We start from the raw sequence: 24267 nt of genomic DNA on the forward strand, positions 1-24267 counted from the left end.
GTCGGCGACTGAGCATCAGTCTTTTCCCGCATGGCTTGCTCAGAAATATATTGTCCGACTATATACCCCCATAAGGCGCGTCAACGGCGTCAGAGGATCAGGATAGGAACCGGAATGAGCGGAATCGGAAAAACGGGGATCGTCTTGGCAACTCTTTTAGCCGCTCTGGCAGCGCCAGCGGCGAACGCGGCCGATGCCAAGCGCACCCCCGCGGGTACGCTGCGCGACGGCACGGCGATTGAGGCGATCACGCTCAGCAACGCGCACGGCGTCTCCGCGCGCATCCTGTCCTACGGCGCGACGCTGCAATCGCTGATGGCGCCCGACCGGGCCGGCAAGGTCGCCGACGTCGTGCTCGGCTATGACGACCTCGCCTCCTATGTCGACCATCCCAATTTCTTCGGCGTGACGGTCGGGCGCTTCGCCAACCGCATCGCCGGCGGCCGCTTCACGCTCGACGGCAAAGCCTATCAGCTGCCGCTCAACGACAAGGTCAATTCGCTGCACGGTGGCGGCAAGGGCTTCGACAAGGTCGCGTGGAAAGTCCTGTCGATCAAGGACGGCCCGACCGCGACGCTCGTGCTCGGCCACCGCAGCGCGGATGGCGAATCCGGCTATCCGGGCAACCTCGACGTCACGGTCACCTACACGCTCGACGAAGCGGGCAATCTGGGCATCGCCTATGATGCCAGGACCGACAAGCCGACGATCGTGAACATGACCAATCACGCGATCTTCGACCTTGGTGGCGAGGGATCGGCGATGGGCGCGAACGGTCACCGACTGACGATCCCCGCCAAGGCGATCACGCCGGTCGACGACAAGCTGATCCCGACCGGTGCGTTGCAGCCCGTCCAGGGGACCGTGTTCGACTTCCGCAACGGCCGGATCGTCGGCGAAGGGCTTCGCGACGGTCGTGACCAGCAAATCCGCTACGGCCACGGCTACGATCACAATTTCGCGCTCGACAAGGGCGTTACCGCCAAGCCCGAGCTCGCCGCGCGGCTCGAGGATCCTGCGTCGGGCCGCGTGCTCGAAGTCCTGTCGACCGAGCCCGGCGTGCAATTCTACACGGGCAATTTTCTTGACGGGACGTTCATCGGCAAGCACGGCCATCTCTACCGGATGGGCGACGGTATCGCGCTGGAACCGCAGAAATTTCCGGACGCACCGAACAAGCCGAATTTCGTCTCCGCGCGCGTCGATCCGGGCAAGCCCTATCATCACGCCATGATCTACCGCGTCTCCGTCGCTCGCTGATATTCGACCTGCTTACCCCGGAAAGCCTCTCATGACCGACTTGCCCAAACTCCGCAGCCGCGCGTGGTTCGACAATCCCGAGAATATCGACATGACCGCGCTCTATCTGGAGCGCTATCTAAACTTCGGGTTGAGCCTGGAAGAACTGCGTTCGGGCAAGCCGATCATCGGGATCGCGCAGACCGGCAGCGACCTCAGCCCCTGCAATCGCCATCACCTCGTGCTCGCCGAACGCCTGCGTGAAGGCATCCGCGAGGCAGGCGGGATAGCGCTCGAATTCCCGGTCCACCCGATCCAGGAAACCGGCAAGCGCCCGACCGCCGGGCTCGACCGCAACCTCGCCTATCTGGCGCTGGTCGAGGTGCTCTACGGCTATCCACTCGACGGCGTCGTGCTGACGATCGGCTGCGACAAGACGACGCCCGCCTGCCTGATGGCGGCAGCCACGGTCAACATTCCCGCGGTCGCGCTGTCGGTCGGGCCGATGCTCAACGGCTGGCACAAGGGCGAGCGGACCGGGTCGGGGACGATCGTGTGGAAGGCGCGCGAGCTGCTCGCGACCGGAGCGATCGATGACGAAGGCTTCATCAAGCTCGTCGCCTCGTCGGCGCCCTCGACCGGCTATTGCAACACGATGGGCACCGCGACGACGATGAATTCGCTCGCCGAGGCGCTCGGCATGCAGCTGCCCGGCTCGGCTGCGATCCCCGCGCCGTACCGCGACCGCCAGGAGGTCGCGTACAAGACCGGCAAGCGCATCGTCGACATGGTCGCCGAGGATCTGAAGCCCAGCGACATCCTGACCAGGGAGGCGTTCCACAACGCGATCGTCGTCAATTCGGCGATCGGCGGGTCGACCAACGCGCCGATCCACCTCGCCGCGATCGCGCGCCACATCGGCGTTGAGCTGCCGATCGACGACTGGCAGACGCACGGCCACAAGGTCCCGCTGATGGTCAACCTTCAGCCCGCCGGCGAGTATCTCGGCGAGGATTATTATCATGCCGGAGGCGTGCCCGCCGTCGTCGCCGAGCTGATGAAGCAGGGCCTCATCCACGAAGGCGCGATGACCGCCAACGGCAAGAGCATCGGCGACAATTGCCGCACCGCGACGATCGAGGACGAGCGCGTCATCCGCCCGTTCGCGACCCCGCTGCTGCAAGATGCCGGCTTCATCGTCCTGCGTGGCAATTTGTTCGACAGCGCGATCATGAAGACGAGCGTCATCTCGCCGGAATTCCGCGAACGCTATCTGAGCAATCCTGACGATCCCGAAGCGTTCGAAGGCCCCGCGGTCGTGTTCGACGGCCCCGAGGATTACCACCACCGGATCGACGATCCGTCGCTCGGCATCACCACCGATACGCTGCTCTTCATGCGTGGCGCCGGGCCGATCGGCTATCCCGGTGCCGCCGAAGTCGTCAACATGCGTCCGCCCGCCTATCTGATCCGCGAGGGCGTCCATGCGCTTCCCTGCATCGGCGACGGTCGCCAGTCGGGCACGTCTGGCTCGCCGTCGATCCTCAATGCCAGCCCCGAGGCGGCGGCAATGGGCGGCCTCGCGCTGATCCGCACCGGCGACCGGGTTCGCATCGATCTCGGCAAGGGCAGCGCCGATGTCCTGATCTCCGATGAGGAACTCGCCGAGCGGCGCCGCACGCTGACTGCGGCGGGCGGCTATGCCTTCCCGCGCTCGCAGACGCCGTGGCAGGAAATTCAGCGCGCCACGGTCGGCCAGATGGAAACCGGTGCCATCCTCGAAGGTGCGGAGAAATACCAGCGCATCGCCCAGACGATGGGCCTGCCGCGCGACAACCACTAGGTCTGAGCCGCCGGGTCGCGCACGCCGCGCGGCCCGGCGGGCGCGAACAAATTCCTTGCATGGCTCGCTATTTTGCATTGCAGCATGGGCTGACATGATTACTTAGCACGCTAATGACCTCCCCCCGCGCCGTGCTCGAATCCTCCTATGCCCGAACCCTCCTGCCGCTCGCGCGCAGCTGGCGGCAGGCGGCCGACCACGCGCTCCGCGACATGGGGGTGTCGGCATCGACCGGCTGGGCGCTCGTTCAGGTCGGGCGGCTGGGCGACGATGTACGGCAGATCGATCTCGCCTGTGAGCTCGACGTAACACAGGCATCGCTGGTGCGCTCGATCGACCAGATGACCGCCGCCGGGCTTGTCGAGCGCCACCGCGATCCCGCCGATGCGCGGGTCAGCCGGATCCGCCTGACGCCGCACGGACGAAAGCTTGTCACCACGATCGAGGCCAAGTTCGCGACGCTACGCCATGCGATGCTCGAGGGTGTGCCGGACGACGATCTCGCCACCGCGCTACGCGTTGCGGAACGGCTTGGCGCGCGGTTTGTGGCAGATCGTGGACGATGACGCTGTCCCGGTTCGGGGGGAAGGAGGCGCTCTTCTCGGTCAAATGCTTCGTCGCCGCGATCCTCGCTTATTACATCGCGCTACGGATCGGTCTGACCCGGCCCTATTGGGCGGTGACGACGTCCTATATCGTCGCGCAGCCGCTGGCCGGCGCGGTGTTGTCGAAGGCAGTGTTCCGGGTCGCGGGCACCGTGCTCGGCGCGATTGCCGCGGTCGTGCTCGTGCCGAACCTCGTCAACGCGCCCGAACTCCTGTCGCTAGGCCTCGCGCTGTGGCTCGGGCTGTGCCTCTACATCTCGCTGCTCGACCGGACGCCGCGGGCCTATGTGTTCCTGCTCGCGGGCTATACCGCCAGCATCATCGGGTTTCCGTCGGTTGCGGCGCCGGGCGCGGTCTTCACCATCGCTGCGCTGCGGGTGCAGGAGATCACGATCGGTATCCTGTGCGGCAGTCTGATCCACGGCCTCGTCTTCCCGCAGACCGTCACCGCCGTGCTGCTCGGCCGGATCGACGCGATCCTTGCCGATGCGGAACGCTGGTCGCGCGATTCGCTTGCGGGGGAAAGCGATGCCGCGCTCGACCGCGACCGGCGGCGGCTGGCACTCGATATCAACGAGTTGCACCAGCTTTCCATTCACTTGCCATTCGACACCGCCCGGTTGCTCCCGCGCGTCCGGACGTTGCGCGGACTCCAGGCGGAGCTGTCGATGCTGTTGCCGCTCGCGAGCGCGATCGACGACCGGATTGTCGAACTCAAGCGGGGCGCCGACGTGCCGCGCCCCGAGGCGCTTGCGCTGATCGAGGACGTTCGCGAATGGCTGCGTGATCCCTCTTCGGCATTGGAGCGCGGCGCGCACGCCGATGAGCTGATCGCCCGGGCCCGCGCGCTCGAACCCGCGCCCGGCAGCGCCCTGATCTGGCGTGACGCGTTGCGGCTGAGCCTGGTGGCGCGGCTCGGGGAGCTGGTCGACGCGCATCGCAATGTACGCGACCTGCGCGATCAGATGCGATCGCCGTCGCGCGCGCCGGTCACCCCCGCCGTTGCGCGACTGCTCGCACGCTCCGCCCGCAGACCGCTCCACCGCGATCGCGGCATCGCACTGCGGGCGGCCGCGGGCACGGTGATGACGATCCTGCTGGGCTGCGCCTTCTGGATCGGAACCGCATGGACCGACGGTGCGGGCGCGGTGCTGATCGCGGGGGTGTGCTGCGCCCTGTTCGGCAACAGCGACAACCCGGCGCCGGCGATCAAGGCGTTCTTCTATGGCACGATTCTCGGCCTAGTCGTGTCGGCCGTCTATGCGTTTGCGATCCTGCCGCGCGTGACCGACTTCGTGACGCTGGCCGCGGTGCTCGCGCCACCGATGCTGATCGGGGGGATGTTCCTCGCGCGGCCGGCAACCTTGCTCGTCACGCTCGGTGCACTGCTTGGCGGACTCAACACGGTCGGGCTGAACGACCGGTTCGGCGGCGGCTTCGATCAGTTTATGAACGGCGCGATCGCGCAGTTGATCGGGACGTTGTTCGCGGTCGTCACGGTCGGCCTGTTCCAGACGATCGGGGCGCAGACCAGCGCGCGGCGGTTGCTCCGTGCCGGCTGGCGCGAACTGGCGACGCGCGCGGATTCGACCGGCCGGCCCGATACGGCAGGCTGGATCGCGCGGATGCTCGACCGGATCGGACTGCTCGCACCGCGGCTTGCACTGCAGGGCGAGGATCCCGGCAAGCCGCTGCTCGATGCGCTGACCGACCTGCGCGTCGGTGTGGCGGTCGGCGAACTCTGCCAGCTCCGCATCGACGGTCCGGTTGACGAGGCGGCGATGATCACGCCGGTGCTGCGCGGGGTCGGCACGCATTACCGCGCACTACGCCCCAACCAGCCGGCGCCCCCCGAACCCGATCTGCTCGCGGGGATCGACCGGGCGCTGGCCGGCTTCGCGTCGAGCATGCCCGAGCGACACCGCACGAGCGTGCTCGCGCTCACCTCGCTGCGCCGCAACCTCTTTCCCTCGGCCCCCGCCTATGCGGGCTCACCGGAGATGCCCGCATGACCGGCGAGATCTCGATCGGCGGTGTCTATCTGCCGACCCTCCTCCTGCTTGCGGTCGCCGCGGTCGTGCTCACGGGCGTCGCCACCCGCCTGCTCGCCTTTGCCGGGGTATACCGCGCAGTGACCTATCGTCCGCTGGTCGACCTGGCGCTGTTCATCCTCATCCTCGGGCTGCTTGCCCTGCTCACCGGACCCTCCGCATGACCTCGCCCCGTCTCAAGTCCCTGCTGGCCCCGCTCGGCCGTTCCGCCGTCACCTTGGTCATCGTCGCGCTCGCGGTGGTCGTCGCGCTGTGGCTGTGGAAGCGCTATGAGAGCGATCCGTGGACGCGCGACGGGCATATCCGGGCCGACATCGTTCGCGTCACCCCCGATGTCGCGGGTCTCGTCACGCGCGTCGCGGTGCGGGACAACCAGACGGTCAAACCCGGCGACGTGCTGTTCGTGGTCGATCGTCCCCGTTTTGAACTGACGCTTGCGCAATCTGACGCCTCGATCGCGAGCGCGCGCGCGACGCTGCTGCAGGCGCGGCGCGAGGCACAGCGCGACCTCGCACTGGGCGACCTGGTCGCCAAGGAAACGCACGAGCAGAACGTCGCGCGCGTCGCCACCGCCTCGGCAACGCTCGCGCAGGCCCGGAGCGCGCGATCGACCGCGGCGCTGAACCTCGCGCGGACGACGGTGCGGGCGACCGTCCACGGCATCGTCACCAATCTCGACCTGCACCCCGGCGACTATATTGCCGCGGGCGCGCAGGCGATGGCGCTGATCGACACGGACTCGCTTCGGGTCGAGGGGTATTTCGAGGAAACCAAGCTCGGTAGCATCCATCTCGGCGACCCGGTGACCGTGCATCTGATGGGCGAAGCGCAGGCGCTGCACGGCCGAGTCGACAGCATCGCGGCGGGCATCAACGACAGCGAACGGACGAACACGACCAACCTGCTGCCCAATGTGAACCCGACCTTCAACTGGGTCCGCCTCGCACAGCGCATCCCGGTGCGCGTGAAGCTAGTGCAGGTGCCGAAGGGTGTCCCGCTTATCGTCGGGCGGACGGCGACGGTGACGGTGGAGCCCAAAATTCAGTCGGGAGCGCCGGCGTGATGCGCACGCGTCTCTCGCCGATCAGCCGTTCCCCCACGCACCGCGGTCTCGCCACGAGTATCCTCGCGCTGGGCCTCGCCGCCTGCACCACCGCCGGCCCGGACTATGCGCGCCCCGACCACGCCGTCGCCGCGATGCCCGCCGCGCAGGGCACGTTCGACAGCGGTCACGAGGCCGCGTTCGTCGATGCCCCCCTCCCCGATCGCTGGTGGCAGCTCTATGGCGATCCCCGGCTCGACGCGTTCGTCGCCGAGGCGCTGGCGGCGAACACCGATCTGCGCGCGGCCGATGCCAATCTCCGCCGCGCCGACGCGGTCGTTGCGGAGGTTGCCGCCGGGCGGACGCTGTCGACCACGATCGGCGGCGGTACGTCGATCGACCGGCCCTATGCGAGCCGCGGCAACCTGCCCGGAACGCTTGCCGCCAATCTCGGCATCACCCTCGCCTACCCGCTCGACCTGTCGGGGCGCATCCGGCGCGCGATCGAAGCCGCGCAGGGCGATGCGCAGGCGGTCGCCGCGGCGCGCGACGACGTCCGTGTGACCGTCGCTGCCGAAACCGCGCGCAGCTATGCCGCGGTGTGCACGGCGAACATGGTACTCGCTGCGAACAGCCGCGTCCTGGCCCTGCAGCGCCAGACGCTCGACGTCACGCGGCGCCTGCAGCGTGGCGGGCGCGGCACGGCGTTCGACGTCACGCGCGCAAGGACCGCGGTCGACCAGAGCGAGGCGTTGATCCCGTCACAGGTCGCGACGCGCACCGCCGCGCTCTACCGGCTGGCGACGCTGATGGGTCGCGCACCCGCGGCCTATCCCGCCGAGGTCGCGACCTGCGCGAAGCCCCCCGCGCTGACCCGGCCACTGCCGATCGGCGACGGCGCCGCGCTGATCCGCCGCCGGCCCGATATCCGTCAGGCCGAACGCGCACTGGCCGCAGCGACCGCGCGGATCGGCGTCGCCACCGCCGACCTGTATCCGCAGGTCAGCCTGGGGGGATCCGCCGGGTTCACAGGGCCGGTCTCGACGCTCGGATCCACCAGCGCGTTCCACCTGGGGCTCGGCCCGCTCATCAGCTGGAGCTTTCCGAACCGCCCGGTCGTCCGTGCACGGATAGCGCAGGCCGGCGCTTCGGCGGATCAGGCGCTGGCGCAGTTCGATTCGACGACGCTGGAGGCGTTGCGCGAGACCGAGACCGCGCTGTCCGCCTATGCGCGCGAAGGCGACCGCAACGCCGCGCTGTCGCGGGCGCAGGCGAGCGCCGCGACCGCCGCCGGCCAGGCGGGCACGCTCTATCGCTTTGGCCGAACCGATTTCCTGTCGCTGCTGACCGCCCAGGCGGCGCTGACCACGGCCCAGGCAAACCTCGCCGCGTCCGACGCGTTCTTGATCGATCGTCAGGTCGATGTCTTCAGGGCCTTGGGCGGCGGGTGGCAGGCATGAGGCTTCGCCGGCGGGGGCTCGCCGCGATCAACAGCGAAGTGCGCGACGGCATCGTCCCGGCCGCCGACACGATCGCCCGGGTCCCGCGCAACGCCGGAGCGCTCCCGCACACGCCGAGCAACTACCGCGTCACCGCGCTGATCATCGCCTGCGCGCTGTTCATGGAGCAGATGGATTCCACCGTGCTCGCGACGGCGTTGCCAACCATGGCGCGCGATTTCGGCGTGCCCGCGACGAGCATGGGATCGGCACTCACCTCCTATCTGCTGGCGCTGGCGATCTTCATCCCGGCGAGCGGGCGGCTCGCCGACCGGTTCGGATCGCGCACCGTGTTCCGGGCCGCGATCCTGATCTTCGTCGGCGGTTCGATCCTGTGCGGTCAGGCGACCAGCCTGTCGTTCATGATGGGCGCGCGGTTCCTGCAGGGTCTGGGCGGTGCGATGATGATCCCGATCGGGCGTCTCGTCCTGCTCCGCAGCGTGGCCAAGGAAGACATGGTGCAGGCCATGTCGTGGCTGATCATGCCCGCGCTGATCGGTCCGATCCTGGGGCCGCCGGTCGGGGGCGCGATCGTCACCTATCTGGACTGGCGCTGGATCTTCTACCTCAACATCCCGATCGGCATGCTCGGCGTGGTGCTCGTCACCCGCTATATCGGTGATGTTCGCGAGGATCGCCCGGCACGCTTCGACGTCCCCGGCTTCATCCTGTCAGGCGTGTCGCTCGGCTGCCTGTTGTTCGGGTTCGAGATGACCAGCCGCACGGGCGAATTGGCGCAGGCCATCGGGCTCATCGCGGTCGGCCTGGTCGCGGGCGTCGCCTATATCCGCCACGCCAGACGCCGCAGCGATCCGATCCTGGACCTGTCGCTGATGCGGATCCCGACCTTCCGCTTGTCGGTGATCGGCGGATCGCTGACGCGGATCACGCAAGGCGCGCAACCGTTCCTGTTGCCGATGATGCTCCAGCTCGGGTTCGGCATGACCGCGGCGGCGAGCGGTGCGATCACGATTGCCGGAGCGATCGGTTCGCTGATGATGAAGAGCCTCGCCCCCCGCGTGCTGCGACGGTTCGGATTCCGCAACAGCCTGATCGTCGGCGGCCTGTGTTCGAGCGGCGGCTACGCGGTGTGCGGCCTGTTCCGCCCCGACTGGCCCATCCCCGTCATCTTCGGCGTCCTGATGCTCTCGGGCTTCTTCATGTCGTTCCAGTTCTCCGCCTACAACACGATCGCCTATGACGAGATTCCATCGTCACGGATGAGCAGCGCGACCAGTTTCTACGCGACGTTCCAGCAGCTCATGCTCTCGCTCGGCATCTGCGTCGGCGCGGCCGCGTTGCATGTCGGCATGCTCGGATCGGGCACGACACGTCCGGTGCTCGCCGATTTCACCCTCGCCTTCCTCGTCGTGACGGCGGTGTCGGCGGCCGCGACGATCTGGAACCGCCGCTTTGCCGTCGATGCCGGATCCGATCTCAGCGGACACCGCCAAGTGCCTGCGCGACCCGGGATGGCCGCGGGTCGATAACCCCTCCCGGCACACCGGCGCGGCGATCAGCCCCGGAGGCGTTCCGCGAGAAAGTCGACGAACACCCGGACACGCGCCGGCGTGTTGCTACCGCCGACGAAGAGCGCGTGGATGTGTTCGACGTCGCCCGGATTATACGCCTCGAAGAGCGGGACGAGACGGCCCGCGGCGATATCGTCGACGACGCTGAACGCACCGACGCGCGCGATCCCGACGCCCGCGGCGGCCAGCTGCCCCAATGTTTCGCCGTTATTGGCTTCGATATTGCCGGTCACGACGAGCGCCATGTCTACCCCATCGACACGGAACGGCCAGACGGGTTCGACCCGACGAAAGTTGAAGTTTAGGCAGTTGTGCCGGTGCAAGTCCTCGGGCTTGGTCGGGGTACCACGCCGCGCCAGATAGTCGGGTGCCGCGACGATCACCCGCCGGCTCTCGCCGAGCTTCCGGGCGGTCAACAGGCTGTCGACCAGCGGACCGAAGCGGATCGCGACGTCCGCCTGCCCCGCCGCAACGTCAACGATCGTGTCGGTCAATGCGATATCGACGAGGATATGCGGATAGGCCTCGGCAAAATCGCCGAGCAGCGGAACGACGCACAACCGCCCGTGCGACAGAGCGGCACTGATCCGCAGCCGTCCCCGGGGCGCGCCCTGATCAGCGATCTGCTGTTCGGCATCGTCGAGGTCGGCCAGGATCCGGCGCGCCGTCTGGAGATAGGCCTGCCCTTCGGCCGTCGGGGTCAGCGCACGGGTCGACCGCAGGAGCAGCCGGACGCCGAGCCGAGCCTCGATCCGGTCGATCGCCCGCGCCACCGCAGACGGCGTCAGTCCGAGCACGCGTCCCGCCCCCGAGAAGCTTCCCTCGCGCATGACCACGGCGAAGATCTCGAGCGCACGGGCCCGATCCGCCCCCATTCCCGTCTTTGTGTTCAAGTCAAAGGTCCTTCGTCACATCGCCCCCTAATAACGTTGAGCGCGTTGCCTTATTTATGCCTCGAAATCGAAGCCGGGTTAACTCGCGATCGGGATCATCGGGGCTGCAGTTCCAGCCACACCTACCGTCCTATCGTCAACGAGAGGGTTTCGCCTGGCCAAGTCCGTCGACGGTCCGAACCGCCCAAATCATTAGGAACATAGCGATGAAATTGAACCCCGGGCTTCTGGCCCTGTCCGTCGGCGCGTTCGGCATCGGCGTGACCGAATTCGCCCCCATGGGGCTGCTCCCCGTCATCGCCGGCGATCTCGGCGTTTCGATCCCGACCGCGGGCCTGCTCATCAGTGCCTATGCGCTCGGCGTGGTCATCGGCGCGCCGCTGATGACGCTGACGACCGGGCGCGTGCCGCGCCGCACGCTGCTGATCCTGCTGGCGGGCATCTTCACGATCGGCAACCTGCTCGCCGCGATGTCGACGGGGTACGGCATGCTGATGGCCGCGCGGATCCTGACGTCGTTCAACCACGGCGCGTTCTTCGGGGTCGGGGCGATCGTCGCCGCCAGTCTTGTGCCGCCCGAACGCCAGGCCGGTGCGGTCGCAGCGATGTTCATGGGGCTGACCATCGCCAACGTCGTCGGCGTCCCGCTCGCGACATGGGCGGGCGATCACCTCGGCTGGCGCGCATCGTTCTGGGGCATTTCGGTGCTCGGCTTCGCGACGATGGCGGCGCTTCGGCTGACGCTTCCCGTGCTGCCCGCGCCGACCGGCACCGACCCGAAGGCCGAACTGCGCGTCCTCACGCGCGGGCCGGTGCTGGGTGCGCTCGGCCTGACGGTCGTCGGCGCCAGCGCGATGTTCACCGTCTTCACCTATATCACGCCGATCCTGCGCGAGGTGACGCACGCGTCGCTTGGCTATGTCACCGCGATGCTGGTGACCTACGGCGTGGGGCTGACGGTCGGCAACTGGCTCGGCGGGCGGTTCGCCGATCGCTCGGTCGACCGGACGCTGGTCGTGACGCTTGCGCTGCTGACCGCGATCCTGGTCGCCTTCGCCGTGCTGATGCCGTTCAAGGTGCCGACCGCGATCCTCATCTTCCTGTGGGGTGTCGCCAGCTTCGCGCTCGTCCCCCCGCTTCAGGTCCGCGTCATGCACGCCGCCGCCGACGCGCCGAACCTCGCCTCGGCGATGAACATCGGTGCGTTCAACCTGGGCAACGCGATCGGCGCAGCGCTTGGCGGCGGCGTCATCGCGGCAGGCCTCGGCTATCCGATGGTCGCGCTTGCGGGTGCCGGGGCGTCGGCGCTGGGACTGGTCGCGGTCGTGGTCAGCGTCCGCCGCCGCGCGACACCCCCCGCGCCGTCGACTATTTCCCCCGGCTGTCGAGCGTCTGCGCCGGCAGATGCACGGTGACCGTCTGCGCGATGCTCGCCGCCGAGTCGGCCAGCATGACCTGATAGTCGCCCTCCGCGATCTTCCACGTCGCGGTCGCCGTGTCGAAGGTCGCGAGCAGCCGCGGGTCGATCAACGTCGCCACCGACTGGCTCGCCCCCGCTGCCAGAGCGACCTTCTGGAACGCGCCGAGCCGCTTGGGCGCTTCCCAGCCCGGCGCCGCGACATAGACCTGCGCGACGGTCTTGCCCGCGACCGGCCCGGTATTGCGGACCGCGAACGTCGCGGCGATGCCCTTGCCCTTCGCTTCAGCCTTCAGACCGTCGAGCGCGAACCGGGTATAGGACAGGCCGTAGCCGAACGGGAACAACGGCTTGCGGCCGGTCTTGTCGAACCACTTGTAGCCGATGGCGGCGCCTTCGATGTCGTAATTGCCCATCGGATGCGCGTCACGGTCGAGCTTAGGGTCGCCTTCCAGCACCGGGCGCGGCAGCTGCGACAGCGACGCGGGGAAGGTCGCGGGAAGGCGACCCGACGGATTGACCTCGCCGGTGAGGATGCGCGCAATCGCCTCGCCGCCTGCCGTGCCCGGATACCAGGCCTCGATCACCGCGCCGACCTTCGACAGCCACGGCATGACGACCGGCCCGCCCGTCTCGAGCACCACGACGGTCTTGCGGTTGGCACGGGCGACCGCGTCGATCAGCGCATTCTGCGCATCGGGCAACGCCAGGTCGGGGACGTCGATCGACTCGCCCGTCCACTGTTCGCCAAAGACGATCACGATATCGGCCTTGCGCGCCGCAGCCGCAGCCGCGCGCGGATCCTTGCCGTCGAGATAGGTTACGCGGGCACCGGTGCGGGCTTGCAGCGCGGTCATGGGCGACGATGCGTGATAGGTCTTGGGGCCGGGAAAGCCCTTGTTGAACTCGTCCGGCACGATCAGGCCGCTGGTCGGCGCGTTGTGAGAATAGACCTGTGACGATCCGCCGCCCGACAACACGCCGACATCGGCATGCGCACCAATGAGCAGGATCGACTTCGCCGTTTTCGCCAGGGGCAGCAGATTGGCGTCGTTCTTCAGCAGGACGATGCCCTCCTCGGCATCGCTGCGCGTGACCGCCGCGTGCGCGGCATAGTCGATCGTCGCCGCACGATCGCCGCGGACCGGCGTGTCGAATGCGCCCACCGAGAACATCCCCCACAGCACGCGCCGGGCCATGTCGTTCGCGCGCGCCGTGCTGACATGGCCGTTATTGACCGCCTCGCGCAGCGCTTCGGAGAAATAGGGCGACCGATCGAACGCCCAGCCCGACTGCTGGTCGAGCCCGGCATTGGCGGCTTCCGTCGTCGAATGGGCAGCCCCCCAGTCCGACATCACATAGCCCTTGAACCCCCAGTCCTTCTTCAGGACCGTGTTCAGCAGCCAGTCGTTCTCGCACGCATAGTGGCCGTTGACGCGGTTGTACGAGCACATCACCGAACCCGGCTGGCCGATCTCGTTGGCGATCTGGAACGCCAGCAGATCCGACTGGCGCGCCGCCTGTTCGCCGATGCGGTGATCGATCGTGAAGCGGTTGGTTTCCTGCCCGTTGAACGCGTAGTGCTTCATCGTCGAGACGACATGCTCCGACTGGATTCCCTTGATCGCATGCCCCGTCATGACGCCCGCGAGCAGCGGATCCTCGCCGCCATATTCGAAATTCCGGCCGTTACGGGGTTCGCGCAGCAGGTTCATGCCGCCCGCCAGCTGCACGTTGAAGCCCGACAGGAACGCCTCGTTGCCGATCATCGCGCCACCGGCTTCGGCGAGCGCCGGGTTCCACGTCGCCGCGGTCAATATTCCCGATGGCAACGACGTCCGCAGCCGCGGGGTTGCGCTGCGCTGGCTGGCGACACCGACCCCCGCATCGGTCTGCCACTGGCTCGGGATACCCAGCCGCGCGATGCCCGGAACGATCCCCGCGGATCCCGGCAAGCCGTCCTTCGGAAACTCCCAGTTCTTGGTCGGCGTCTTGAGCCAGGCGGCATCGGTCGAGAAATAGCCGAAGGTCAGCTGCAGCTTCTCGTCGAGCGTCATTTCCTTGAGGACGAGATCGGCGCGGACGGACGGATCGAGACTCGTATCCATCCACGGCCGCGCGACCGGCGCATCGGTCTTCGCCGCCGCCGCCGTGGGCGCGTTGTTCGTCGTTTGCGCCAGCGCGGGTGAAACCCCGATTACACCGACCAGCACCGCGCTGCGCAGCAAGACGTTCAGGAGCGATCGGGTACCGCGCGTCATCATCACATTTCTCTCTCTACATGCCGTCTCTAGACGGGCGGCGCATGCCGTCCCGCCTAGTCTCGTTTCGCCCGATCTAGCCCGGCATTCGTCGCGGCGTCCAGATGTCCGCCGCGACTGCATAGGCCCGAAGGGATTTCGCGTCCGTGCCCCCTCGGGCGGCCATCAACGCGGGCCCTGCACCGTGATCGCCTTGCCCGCATAGGTCACCGTCGCATCGGCGGTATCGGCGTCGGTCACCGGCTTGCCGGGCGTGATCCAGCGCACATTGATCGTGCGGGACGTCGCCATGCCCTTGAAGCCCTTGCCCTCGCGCGCACCGAGCGACAGCGTGCCGGTTGCATCGTCATACCGCATCGGAATACGCGCAAACGCACCGCCGCGATATTGCTCGCTGCGACCGTCATCCTCGTACAGGCTGAACTGCCCGTTGGCGCCGGTATAGACGGTCACCGTCACGGGTGCGTCGGGCAGGTCATCGACATGCTGGCGGACAGGCCCCATCGGCACGATCGCCCCCGCCTTCACGAACAGCGGCATGCGCGTATAGAGCGCGGGCGCGTCAATCGTCTGGCCGCCGCGATACGTCTGGCCGGACTGGAAATCATACCAGAGCGTCGCGGCGCCGGGCAGATACACTGACCGCGAGCGTGCCTTGTAGTCGGTGACCGGCGCGACCAGGAACGCATGGCCGAACATATACTGGTCGTTGATCCGGCGCGCCTGAACGTCCTCCGGATAATCCATCACCATGCCCCGCATGATGCTGCCGTCCTTGAACCACGTCTCCGCGGCCAGCGTGTAGATATAGGGCATCAGCCGATAGCGCAGCTCATCATACCAGAGCATCGAGGCACGCATCGGGGTGCCTTCGGGCGCGATTTCGTAGATCTCGCGATACGGGCTCTCGCCATGGCTGCGGAACAACGGGCTGAACGCACCGAACTGGAACCAGCGCAGGTTGAGCTCGCGCCATTCGTCGAGATCGGCCGGCTTGGGTGTCTTGCTCGCATAGCGGTCCTCGAGCGCGAAGCCGCCGATATCGTGCGTCCAGTTCGGGATGCCGGACATCGACGCGTTGACGCCCGCGGACACCTGCGCGCGCAGGTCATACCAGCGGCTGGCGACATCGCCCGACCAGATCGCGGCCCCCTCGCGCTGCAATCCGCCAAAGCCCGAACGGGTCAGGATGAACGGCCGGACATCGGGCTTGTACTGGCGCCAGCCGTCATAGACCGCGCCGGCATGGACCAGCGGGAAGCTGTTGAAGTATTCCTCCGCCGGCCCGCGCGCGGTCGGGCCCATCGCCGCGATCCGCTCAGGGATCGACAGGTTCGAGTGGATGTCCGGCTCCGACGCATCGAGCCACCAGGCGTCGATGCCGAACTTTGCCAGGCTGTCGCGCATCTGCCGCCAGAAGATCGTCCGCGCCTCGGGCGCATAGGGATCATAGTCGGTATTGGCGTAGCCGGGCCCGACCCAGTCCTTGTTCGCCATCTTCAGATTGCCGTCATAGGTGAAACCCTTGGCCGCCAGCTCCTTGTAATTGTCGGTGGTCGGGTAGAATTTCGGCCAGACGGAGATCATGAAGTTCGCGTTCAGATCGTGGAGCTGGTCGACCATCTTCTGCGGCTCCGGAAAGCGCGTCTTGTCGAACTGATGGCTGCCCCAGGCGTTTTCGGGCCAATAGAACCAGTCCTGGACGATGTTGTCGAGCGGGATGCGGAGGTCGCGATACTTGCGGACCACGTCCACGACCTCGTCCTGCGTGTTGTAGCGCTGGCGCGACTGCCAGAATCCATAGGCCCATTTGGGCATCATGACGGCCTTGCCGGTCAGCTTGCGATAGCCCGCAATCACGTCGTCCATGTCGCTGCCGGGCACGTACCAGTAATTGACCGACCGCGCGACGTCGCTGGTGAACCAGGCCGAGTGGCGATCGGCCTGGGGCAGCGGATCATTGTGGAGCAGCGCGATATATCCGGCGTTCGGATCCCATTCGATGCGGATCTCCGCCGCCTTGCCCCTGGTCATCGGCAGGTCGAAATTGGCGTACCAGGGATTCCAGTTCTGACGCCAGCGGTTGAGCACCTCGCGCCCGTCGACGAACACCTTGAAATAGCTCGAGCCATAGAGCTGGAATTTGTGATCGCCCGTCTGGTCGGGCGTCACGCGGCCGGTCCATACGACCCGCTGCGTCTGGGCCGCATTGCCCGCCGTATTCTGGCCGCCGGTCGCCGCCACCGTGCGGGCTTTGGCCGCCTCGGGCCAGTTCGCCTGGTCCTTGATATACTGATAGTTGATCGTGGCTTCCTGGCGCGTGACCGCCAGCTTGCCGTCGAGATAATAGTTGGCGGTGAAGCCCGGCTTGCCGTTGCTCGTCACGCGCAGGCCCGTGTCGGTTCCCGCGCCGACCAGGTCATACGGCTTGGGATTGCCGAACCGGGTGATCCCGTCATTGTCCCACAGGATGCCGTACTTGCCGGTCGAAACCAGGAAGGGCACGGCGATGTCCATGTTGTGCTGCGCGAGTTCGACGTCCTCGCCGTTGTAATCCATCTGCGCGTTCTGATGCTGGCCGAGCCCATAAAAGGCCTCGCTGGTACCGCGGTTGAACTGCTGCGACGCCGTGACATATTGCCGCCCGTCGACCGTCTTCGGCAGGAAGCGGCGCGTATTGGCCTCGTCGAGCACCGTCTTGCCGGTGGCGTCGAGGAACCGGACATGCCCGGTCGCGAGGTCGACGTCCGCCGTATCCCGCGCCGTCTTGATGAGGACATGCCCTGCCCGCTCCGTCACCGTATACGCCCCCGCCTTTGGGGGGCTCGGCACCATCAGGCTCGTGATGCGGATCGCGCCGAGCGAACTCGCCGGGGCTGCGACGACGTGGATGATCCCGTCGCCGTGCACCGTGACCTCTACGCGCGCGGTCGCGCCGCCTGCGGGGGTCACGGCAACGCCGCCGTCGATCTTCTCGTACCCGCCGGGTGCAGCGGCGTGCGCGGAGGCGATCGCGCTGCTCGCCAGCAACAGGGTCAGGAATGGCTTGGTCATCTTACTCTCCAACAGTGCCGACGCAGCCCGCGGCGCGTCGATCGGTAATGTTTCAGCGATATGCGCCCATCGTGACGCGAAGCAGCACGGGCTCGATCAGGTTGATTCCGTAGTCAGTCTGGTCGCCGTTCCAGATCCGGTCGCGCACCCAGACACCGCCCCGAAAATGCCCCTCCTCCACGCGCAGGATGAGGCCGTTTGCGGGGCCCCCCGATCGCGCGCCGAAGTTGAGACGGACATGGTCCCCAGCAACCAGGAAGACATCGGCGGACAAGTGCGCGATCGCCGCGCCGCCAACGGGCTCGTTGCCCCATGGCGCGGGCTCGGTCTTGATCCAGGTCCAGTCCTTCTGACCGAACTGCCATTCGCCCCAGGTCGCCTTGATCGTCCAGTCGCCCATCACGGTCGACCGGGGCGTATTGTCGTCGGGTTTGAAAACGCCCCAGGTCGGACGCTCGAACGCGATCTTCGCCCACTCGCGCGCCATGCCGGCGAACAGGGCATAGGGTTTGGCGATCGCATCGAGCGTCGCATCGTCCAAAGACCGCGCGCCGAGCGGATAGTTGACGTAGCCGGTATCATCCATCCCAAACGGCGCGTAGCCGATCGCGCCACGACCCAGCGCACCGTAGAAATAGCGCGCGAATTCGCGGGCATTGCCGATTTCAGGAACCATCAGTGCATTGTCGGGCCGCGCATATTTATCGAGATATTGCGCGACGTTCTCGCTCGCACGGTCATAAATGTCTGGCGCGGCGAAATCGATCGACGGCGCTGCCGCCTTCCAGATATCGAGCACGTCCTGCTGCGGCCCGCCACTGGCGACACCGGTCGGATCGGGCACATTGGATGGTCCGGCCAGCGACGCGTTGACGTACATCGGGATCGGCTTGACCGCCTTGCCCGCGGCAGCGATCTCGTCGACATATCGTGCCGTGTGCCAGGTGTTGAACGCGCGGTCGGCCTGCGCGCCGAACAGCGCGGTCCAGCTGCCGGCGGGCTTGCCGAGCTTGCGCGTCAGCGCCGCGGGCACGGGCTTCGCGAACAGCGCGTTCGCCGCCGGGCTGTAGTCGCGCGGGACGAGGTAGCTGCCGACCTCGTTTTCGGGCTGGACGAGGATGACCGTATTCTGCGGATCATGCTCCTTGAGATAGCCGATCAGGCGTACAAAGGCGCGCTTGTCGGCCTCGAGCGTCGACCGGGCGAGCGGCGTATGGACGGAATGATCCTGCCCCGCCTTGTCCTTCATCCGGGGAAAGCGGCGATTGTCGAGCTTGACCCAGTCGGGCGTGTACCCCGGCGCGGTATTTTTCCACGTTCCGAACCAGAGCAGGACGACGCGCTTGTCATGCGTGCGCGCTTCGTCGAGCAGCGTCTGGACGAACGAGAAATCGAACTGCCCCTCGATCGGTTCGATCTGTTGCCAGGCAACGGGGACCTCGACAGTGTTCGCATGGATCTGTTCGAGCATCGGCCAGACCTTCGGCAGCGCGGAGGGATAGTTGCTCGAATTATTGACCTGCGCTCCAAGCATCAGGAAGGGCGCGCCGTCGACGATCAGCGCATGACGGCCGTTCTTCGTCTCGACATGCGGCACCGGCGTCGCTTGTTGCGCATGTGCGGCGGTCGCCAGCGCGGACAGCGTCCACGCAAGCAGCAGAGCCTGTCGTTTCATCTTCATCCCCCTCAGCTCTTCGTGTTCCGGGTGACCGGGTCGCCATAGACGACGCCGCGGCCGTCGGTGCCGATATAGACGCGGCCAAAAATCCGCGGATCGCCGCTGATCACGCGGAAGCGCAGTCCCCATTGATGCCGGTCGTCGTTGATCCGATGCCACGTCGTCGCGCCGTCGATCGATCGCCACACCGCATCCTGTCCGGCCTGCTGGCCGATCACGTAGAGTGCCGGCCAGCGGGCGCCGGCTGCCGCCTTGCCCAGACCGAATTGCGCAACGTGCAACCCTGCCCCGACCCGCGCCCATCGCTCACCGCCATCGATCGAGCGGTACAGGTCCCCGCCGAGGTTGAGCCACAGCAGGCCCGGCGTGCCCGGCGTCGCAAGCAGCGGGCTCTGCGCCTCCCGGTTGCGGGCCTGTGCCGTCGAAAGGTCAGCGGGGAGGCCCTGTGCAGCGACGGGCATGAAATGCGCGCCGCCGTCCGTGCTGCGCAGGACGCGGTTGTTCAGCGTGTCGACGACGTAGAAGCGGGATGGGTCGGCCTTGTCGGCGACCGGCCGCAGCCCAGCCGGAAGACCCTGGATCCGGACCCAGGTCCGCCCGCGATCGCGGGTCAGGACGGGCTGTTCCGTCTCGACGATAAACGCCGCACCGTCTGCCGAGACGATGATCGGCGCATCGCCGGTCCGTTCGGACGCGCCCCTGCCGGGCGTGACGAGGGGCTGCCAGCTCCGGGCCCCATCCTGCGACCAGGCCAGGCTCGCGCCCGCAACCTCGCGACTATGGCTGCTGCCACTGCGGACGACCACCGCCGGCGCCAGTCCCGCATAATCGAGCGTGTTCGTGTTGGTCAGATAGGGGTTACGGTGGCTGTTGGGCGGTGAAACCGTCAGATCGTCGTGGCGAAACCCGGCAATATCGCCGAACCCCGAGATCAACGGTGCGCCCCCCGTCGGGCTGATCAGCGTGATGATCGCGGTCTGTTCGATACCCCGTGTCCAGGGCTTCCACGGCATCGTTCCACGTCGGTCGAAATCGCGCGTCTCGTACAGCGTCGCGCCGGTCACATAGGCGGCGTGGCCCGGGTCGAACGGATCGATCGCAAGCCCCGCGATCCAGTGCCCGAAATCCGCCGGGCCGTCGAACGCGAGGAACGGGGTCTGCGTGACGTCGCGGGTGCTGCGCTGGTAGAGCTGGTCCCAATGTGCGCCAGCGTCGCTCGATCGCCACACGGTGTCGACGGGGCGATAGCGATTGACGGTACTGACGGCGATGACGCGCGGATCCTGCGCCGATACCGCTACGCCCATATAGCCTCCCGCCGGCGCATCCGGTCGCCTGTCGGGGGTCACGTCGGTCCAGACATTGGTCGCTGGATCGTACCGCCAGACGCCGCCCCGAGTGATTCCATTTGGCCCGATTCCGTTCGAACAGGTCATTGTCACGACACCGTCCGTACCGAGTACGGCCTTCACGGCATGCATGCTTTCGTCGGGCCCGCCGGATACCTGGCGCCACGACCCACCACCGTCATCGGAACGGAAGAGATGCGCGCCCGGGTCCGCCTGGCCGACGAAGATCCGCCCGCGATGCGCGCGATCGAACAGGACGAAACTCAGCCCGCCATGCGTTGCGCGGGGCTGTACCGGTTTGCCGAGCCCCCCAACCGGAAAGCTGTCGACCTTTCGCCAATGCGCACCCGAATCGTCGCTGCGCCACAGGCCGTCATGGCGTGACCCGAACATCAGCGTCGCCGGGCGATGCGGGTCGATCGCAAGCCGTTCGCCAAGGCCGCGGCCATCCTCGTTGCCGCCCATCGCAAACGGTACCGGCGTAATCCGCCACCGCGCGCCACGGTCGTCCGATCGCCAGATCCCCGCTTCGCCCCGCGCCGACATGCCCGCCGCGAGATAGACGACATCCGCATCGACCGGATCCGCGGCAATGCTTTCGATCCCCATATAGCTGCTGACGGCATTGCCATCCTGCAACGGCAGCCAGGCACGCGCGGCCGCGTCCCAGCGATAGGCTCCGCCCATGTCGGTACGCAGATAGGCGAGCCCACGCTCGACGGTACTGAAGATGATGCCGGGCGCGAAGCCGCCGCCACCGACCCGGACGTTGCGCCACGCATAGGGCGCACGAGCCGGAGAAACCTCGGCGTGCGACGCGGCGGGACGGGAAGGCGCCGACAGGGCGAGCAACGCGATCGCGCTCGTCAAGACCACCCTCTTCCCCACCAGTCCCGTCCCCTCTAGCCTCGCAACCGATAAGCTCCGGTCGCGTAGCGCCGCTGTATTGCCTGATCCGATAGCGGTAACAAGGTTTGTATGATAAATTGCGGTAATTATATAATCGCGCCGGTCGAGGGCGACGTAGGACACAGGAAAGGATCCACCGCATGGCGATGAAACACCGGCTCTTGCCAATGATACTTGGTGTGTTGCCAATCTCCGTCGTCGCGCAGACGAGTGACGCAGACACGCCCTATGCCAGCGATCCGGTGGGTATCGTCGCCGACCCCTGCCCGCAGCATCCGGCACCGGCCGATGCAGCCGGCTGGGCAGCGTGGAAACGGCATATGCTGACCCGCGACTTTGGCCAGTTGTGCCGTTACGCTGCGGATAATCGCGGACTCGCCGGCAAGACGGTCCGCGTCGTGTTCATGGGCGATTCGATCACCGACAACTGGATCCATGCCGACGCCGCATTGTTCTCGAACGGCGTGGTCGATCGCGGGATCAGCGGGCAGACGACCCCGCAGATGCTCGTCCGGTTTCGCAGCGATGTCATCGCGCTCAAACCGCGGGCAGTCCACATCATGGCCGGCACCAACGACATCGCCGGCAACACCGGCGCAGCGACGATCGAGACGGTCGAAGGCAATATCCGGACCATGGCCGAACTCGCGCGCGCGCACGGGATCAAGGTGATCCTCGCCTCGGTTCCCCCCGCCGCCGCCTTTCCCTGGAGCCGCGACAAACGCCCGGTCCCGCAGATCGCCGCGCTCAACGACTGGCTGCGCGGCTATGCCAAAGCCAATGGCTTCACCTATGTCGATTATCACGCCGCACTTTCGACGCCGGCGGGGGCGATGAAGCCCGGCTACGCAACCGACGGCGTCCACCCGACCCCGCAGGGCTATGCCGCCATGCGCCCCCTCGCGACCGCGGCGATCGCCCAAGCGCTCGGCAGGTGACATTCCGAATTTCCGGTCCCAGCGAACACGACCCGGTCTAAGGTTCCCAGTGGCGAACCTTAGACCGGTGGCGCCAAGTGCGCGCGTCATGATCAAGCAATGATGGGATGCAAAGATTTTCCATACTCAGCGCCACTACAGTGCTGGCACCAAATCAGGCGTCCGGGCTTTGGAACTGCTTACATCGGAATGACGCGCTGAGCCGTCGTGCTCGCGGTTTCGAGCAGCACTTCCACCGCTGCATCGCTAATACGCCTAGCCGTTTCGAGCGCGGCGGCCGGGGTAAGCACAAAGTCCACGTCTGCAGGACCGCGTACATGGACGACGGACCCTTCTGGGCTAGCATCGCTCGGCTCGTTGCCGCACGTCATACCTAGGCTTTCCGCGGGGTTGTTCGTCACCCAGTCCCTTGCCTGAACGATCGACGTAAAGATCCGTGTATTTGGGTCTGAAATGCGCCCGGCTTGCAGATCTGCAAATCCCAACGACGACACCACGGCGGTTCTGTCCGCGTTGAGAAGTCCAAGTCGCGCAACCATTGCGCGCAGCGCCTCGGTGACAAGAAGATCCCTGGGCACCGGGGCTCTGATTTCGATAATCAGCGATGTCGGCCGCCCCGAGACCAGAAGCCGTTTAAGCTCTTGCCGAAAAGCCGGCTCAAACGTCGCCACCGTCGCGGCTGTCCAAACGCCTTTCTGGATGACCGTCAGAAGCGGTATCGCAGGCTCCAGATCGAAACGGAACATTGGTCACTCCCCCAGATAAGCGGGAGCACTCCAGCGTCTCTCAGCCAACGGGACGCCGTTGATGGTAGCTTTCGTAGACTTAAGTCAGGAAGTTCGCACCAACAATCTATATCCTTTGAGTCAGTTGCCCCCCAGCCGCCCCCGTTCCGCCTCATACGGCGGGAGAGCTTCCCGACTGGTCCGGTAATTCGAAGCGCACCCGGAAGGCCCGTAGTGGAAAGCCTAGATGCCCAGAGCCGCAATATTTCAAGGGAACAATGTCCACATGGCTAGAATCTATCTCGCGTTTCTTGCGTCGGCAATGCCCGGTTTAAATGAGCTCGTCTGACGGCGGCAAAAGCAAAAATTGGTCACTTTTTAGGCCTTCTACTTTTCTGACTACCTTACGGACTAAGGACGCTAAACCGGGATATCGTTGATTGAAAAACATCAGCCCATAGATACTTATCGAACTCGCAGCTTAGATAACTCGCAAGGATATTTTATAGATCGGATTTAGCGCCTCGTTGATCAATTCCGATCAGGCGTGTCTGTTGTCGGGTCCATAAGCCGCGCCCTCGCTGGACCGGTACGCATCGGATGCATATATTCACCATGCGCCAGCTTCTGATCGGATGAAGGCATGGTCTTGCTGACCCTATCTCATCTCGTGAATGTTATCGTTGTGACGGTCATTCCAGCGTTGATCGCGCGCGACGTGCCGGCGATGACGGCGTGCTACGGCGCCGACAGTGCTGCACGGCGTATCCTTGCATGCCTTTACGCGACCATCGCAATGGCCAGCGCCGTCGCGCTGATTGGTCAGGCTTCGGGCAATACGACGCTGTCGATCGCCATCGCCGGCGTCTTGTTTCCGGTACAGATTACCTACAAGCTGATGACCATACCGGCGGTCGGTTGGCGCAATCCGGTGGTAAAGAGCAACCTCGCCATCGCGCTGCTGCACACGGCAACCTTAGCTGTGATTTGGCACGAGCGCCTCTTTTACGCGTTTTACGCGCAAGGAGAGTAGCATTTCAAACGGCAGCTACCAGCATCGTCGCCGGGCGCCTGACCGCAAACATTTCAGGCGATCAGCAGCTTCGCCTTTCTCCACGTTAGTCTGATGTTCGCCGAGGGAGGAAAGTGGAACGGCGGCTTTCGGGACGGCGGCCGGCAATAGCCGACATCGCGGCGATGCCTCTTCAAAAAAGAGAAAACATTGGGAAAGC

At 66.2% G+C, this 24267-nt stretch carries 17 protein-coding genes; 11 read left to right on the forward strand and 6 right to left on the reverse strand.

Going from position 1 to position 24267, the window contains the following annotated elements; genetic code table 11:
* Positions 1-114 precede the first annotated feature (114 nt).
* The 8 genes from J3A66_RS04125 (at position 115) to J3A66_RS04160 (ending at position 9769) form a co-directional block, all read left to right on the forward strand.
* Complete coding sequence (locus J3A66_RS04125; protein ID WP_209567345.1) at positions 115-1260, forward strand: aldose epimerase family protein; 1146 nt, start codon at positions 115-117, stop codon at positions 1258-1260.
* A 31-nt stretch (positions 1261-1291) separates the two neighbouring features.
* On the forward strand, positions 1292-3082 hold the full coding sequence (locus tag J3A66_RS04130) for an IlvD/Edd family dehydratase (RefSeq protein WP_209567347.1): 1791 nt from the start codon (positions 1292-1294) through the stop codon (positions 3080-3082).
* Positions 3083-3195: 113 nt separating this feature from the next.
* Positions 3196-3648: a MarR family transcriptional regulator gene (locus J3A66_RS04135; protein WP_192139180.1), complete on the forward strand. Its 453-nt coding sequence runs from the start codon at positions 3196-3198 to the stop codon at positions 3646-3648.
* Positions 3645-5699, forward strand: coding sequence for an FUSC family protein (locus tag J3A66_RS04140; protein ID WP_209567348.1), 2055 nt, complete (start codon positions 3645-3647; stop codon positions 5697-5699). Before J3A66_RS04135 ends, J3A66_RS04140 begins: the two co-directional genes overlap by 4 nt.
* Complete coding sequence (locus tag J3A66_RS04145) at positions 5696-5902, forward strand: DUF1656 domain-containing protein (protein ID WP_031394920.1); 207 nt, start codon at positions 5696-5698, stop codon at positions 5900-5902. The genes J3A66_RS04140 and J3A66_RS04145 overlap by 4 nt, the downstream gene beginning before the upstream one ends.
* On the forward strand, positions 5899-6801 hold the full coding sequence (locus tag J3A66_RS04150; RefSeq protein ID WP_209567358.1) for an efflux RND transporter periplasmic adaptor subunit: 903 nt from the start codon (positions 5899-5901) through the stop codon (positions 6799-6801). Before J3A66_RS04145 ends, J3A66_RS04150 begins: the two co-directional genes overlap by 4 nt.
* Positions 6801-8240, forward strand: coding sequence for a TolC family protein (locus J3A66_RS04155; RefSeq protein WP_209570387.1), 1440 nt, complete (start codon positions 6801-6803; stop codon positions 8238-8240). The genes J3A66_RS04150 and J3A66_RS04155 overlap by 1 nt, the downstream gene beginning before the upstream one ends.
* A complete protein-coding gene (locus J3A66_RS04160; protein ID WP_209567360.1) occupies positions 8237-9769 on the forward strand; it encodes an MFS transporter in 1533 nt (510 codons plus the stop codon). The genes J3A66_RS04155 and J3A66_RS04160 overlap by 4 nt, the downstream gene beginning before the upstream one ends.
* Before the next feature lie 26 nt (positions 9770-9795).
* Here J3A66_RS04160 and J3A66_RS04165 read toward each other — a convergent pair whose 3' ends face one another.
* Entirely contained in the window at positions 9796-10686 is an 891-nt protein-coding gene (locus J3A66_RS04165; RefSeq protein WP_209570388.1) for a LysR family transcriptional regulator, read from the reverse strand.
* A gap of 224 nt (positions 10687-10910) precedes the next feature.
* On the opposite strand from J3A66_RS04165, the gene J3A66_RS04170 reads away from it, so the two are divergent.
* Positions 10911-12119: an MFS transporter gene (locus tag J3A66_RS04170; RefSeq protein ID WP_209567362.1), complete on the forward strand. Its 1209-nt coding sequence runs from the start codon at positions 10911-10913 to the stop codon at positions 12117-12119.
* On the opposite strand, the gene J3A66_RS04175 is transcribed toward J3A66_RS04170, so the two are convergent.
* From J3A66_RS04175 to J3A66_RS04190, 4 genes are all read right to left on the reverse strand, one after another.
* Entirely contained in the window at positions 12073-14385 is a 2313-nt protein-coding gene (locus J3A66_RS04175; RefSeq protein ID WP_348633986.1) for a glycoside hydrolase family 3 C-terminal domain-containing protein, read from the reverse strand. The genes J3A66_RS04170 and J3A66_RS04175 overlap by 47 nt on opposite strands.
* 162 nt (positions 14386-14547) lie before the next feature.
* Positions 14548-17436 carry a TIM-barrel domain-containing protein gene (locus tag J3A66_RS04180; RefSeq protein WP_209567364.1) on the reverse strand — a complete coding sequence of 963 codons (2889 nt, stop codon included), beginning with the start codon at positions 17434-17436 and terminating at the stop codon, positions 14548-14550.
* 52 nt (positions 17437-17488) lie between these two features.
* Positions 17489-19111 carry a DUF5597 domain-containing protein gene (locus J3A66_RS04185; RefSeq protein WP_209567366.1) on the reverse strand — a complete coding sequence of 541 codons (1623 nt, stop codon included), beginning with the start codon at positions 19109-19111 and terminating at the stop codon, positions 17489-17491.
* An 11-nt stretch (positions 19112-19122) separates the two neighbouring features.
* On the reverse strand, positions 19123-21333 hold the full coding sequence (locus tag J3A66_RS04190) for a hypothetical protein (protein ID WP_209567368.1): 2211 nt from the start codon (positions 21331-21333) through the stop codon (positions 19123-19125).
* 206 nt (positions 21334-21539) lie between these two features.
* Here J3A66_RS04190 and J3A66_RS04195 point away from each other — a divergent pair, with 206 nt between their 5' ends.
* Complete coding sequence (locus tag J3A66_RS04195; RefSeq protein ID WP_245336948.1) at positions 21540-22310, forward strand: SGNH/GDSL hydrolase family protein; 771 nt, start codon at positions 21540-21542, stop codon at positions 22308-22310.
* A gap of 179 nt (positions 22311-22489) precedes the next feature.
* On the opposite strand, the gene J3A66_RS04200 is transcribed toward J3A66_RS04195, so the two are convergent.
* On the reverse strand, positions 22490-23056 hold the full coding sequence (locus J3A66_RS04200) for a hypothetical protein (RefSeq protein ID WP_209567372.1): 567 nt from the start codon (positions 23054-23056) through the stop codon (positions 22490-22492).
* Between the two features lie 622 nt (positions 23057-23678).
* Here J3A66_RS04200 and J3A66_RS04205 point away from each other — a divergent pair.
* A complete protein-coding gene (locus tag J3A66_RS04205; protein ID WP_209567374.1) occupies positions 23679-24068 on the forward strand; it encodes a hypothetical protein in 390 nt (129 codons plus the stop codon).
* The last annotated feature ends 199 nt before the right edge of the window (positions 24069-24267 follow it).

Origin of the sequence: Sphingomonas sp. PvP018, from assembly GCF_017876865.1 — a bacterium.
GTDB classification, from domain to species: Bacteria; Pseudomonadota; Alphaproteobacteria; order Sphingomonadales; family Sphingomonadaceae; genus Sphingomonas; species Sphingomonas aerolata.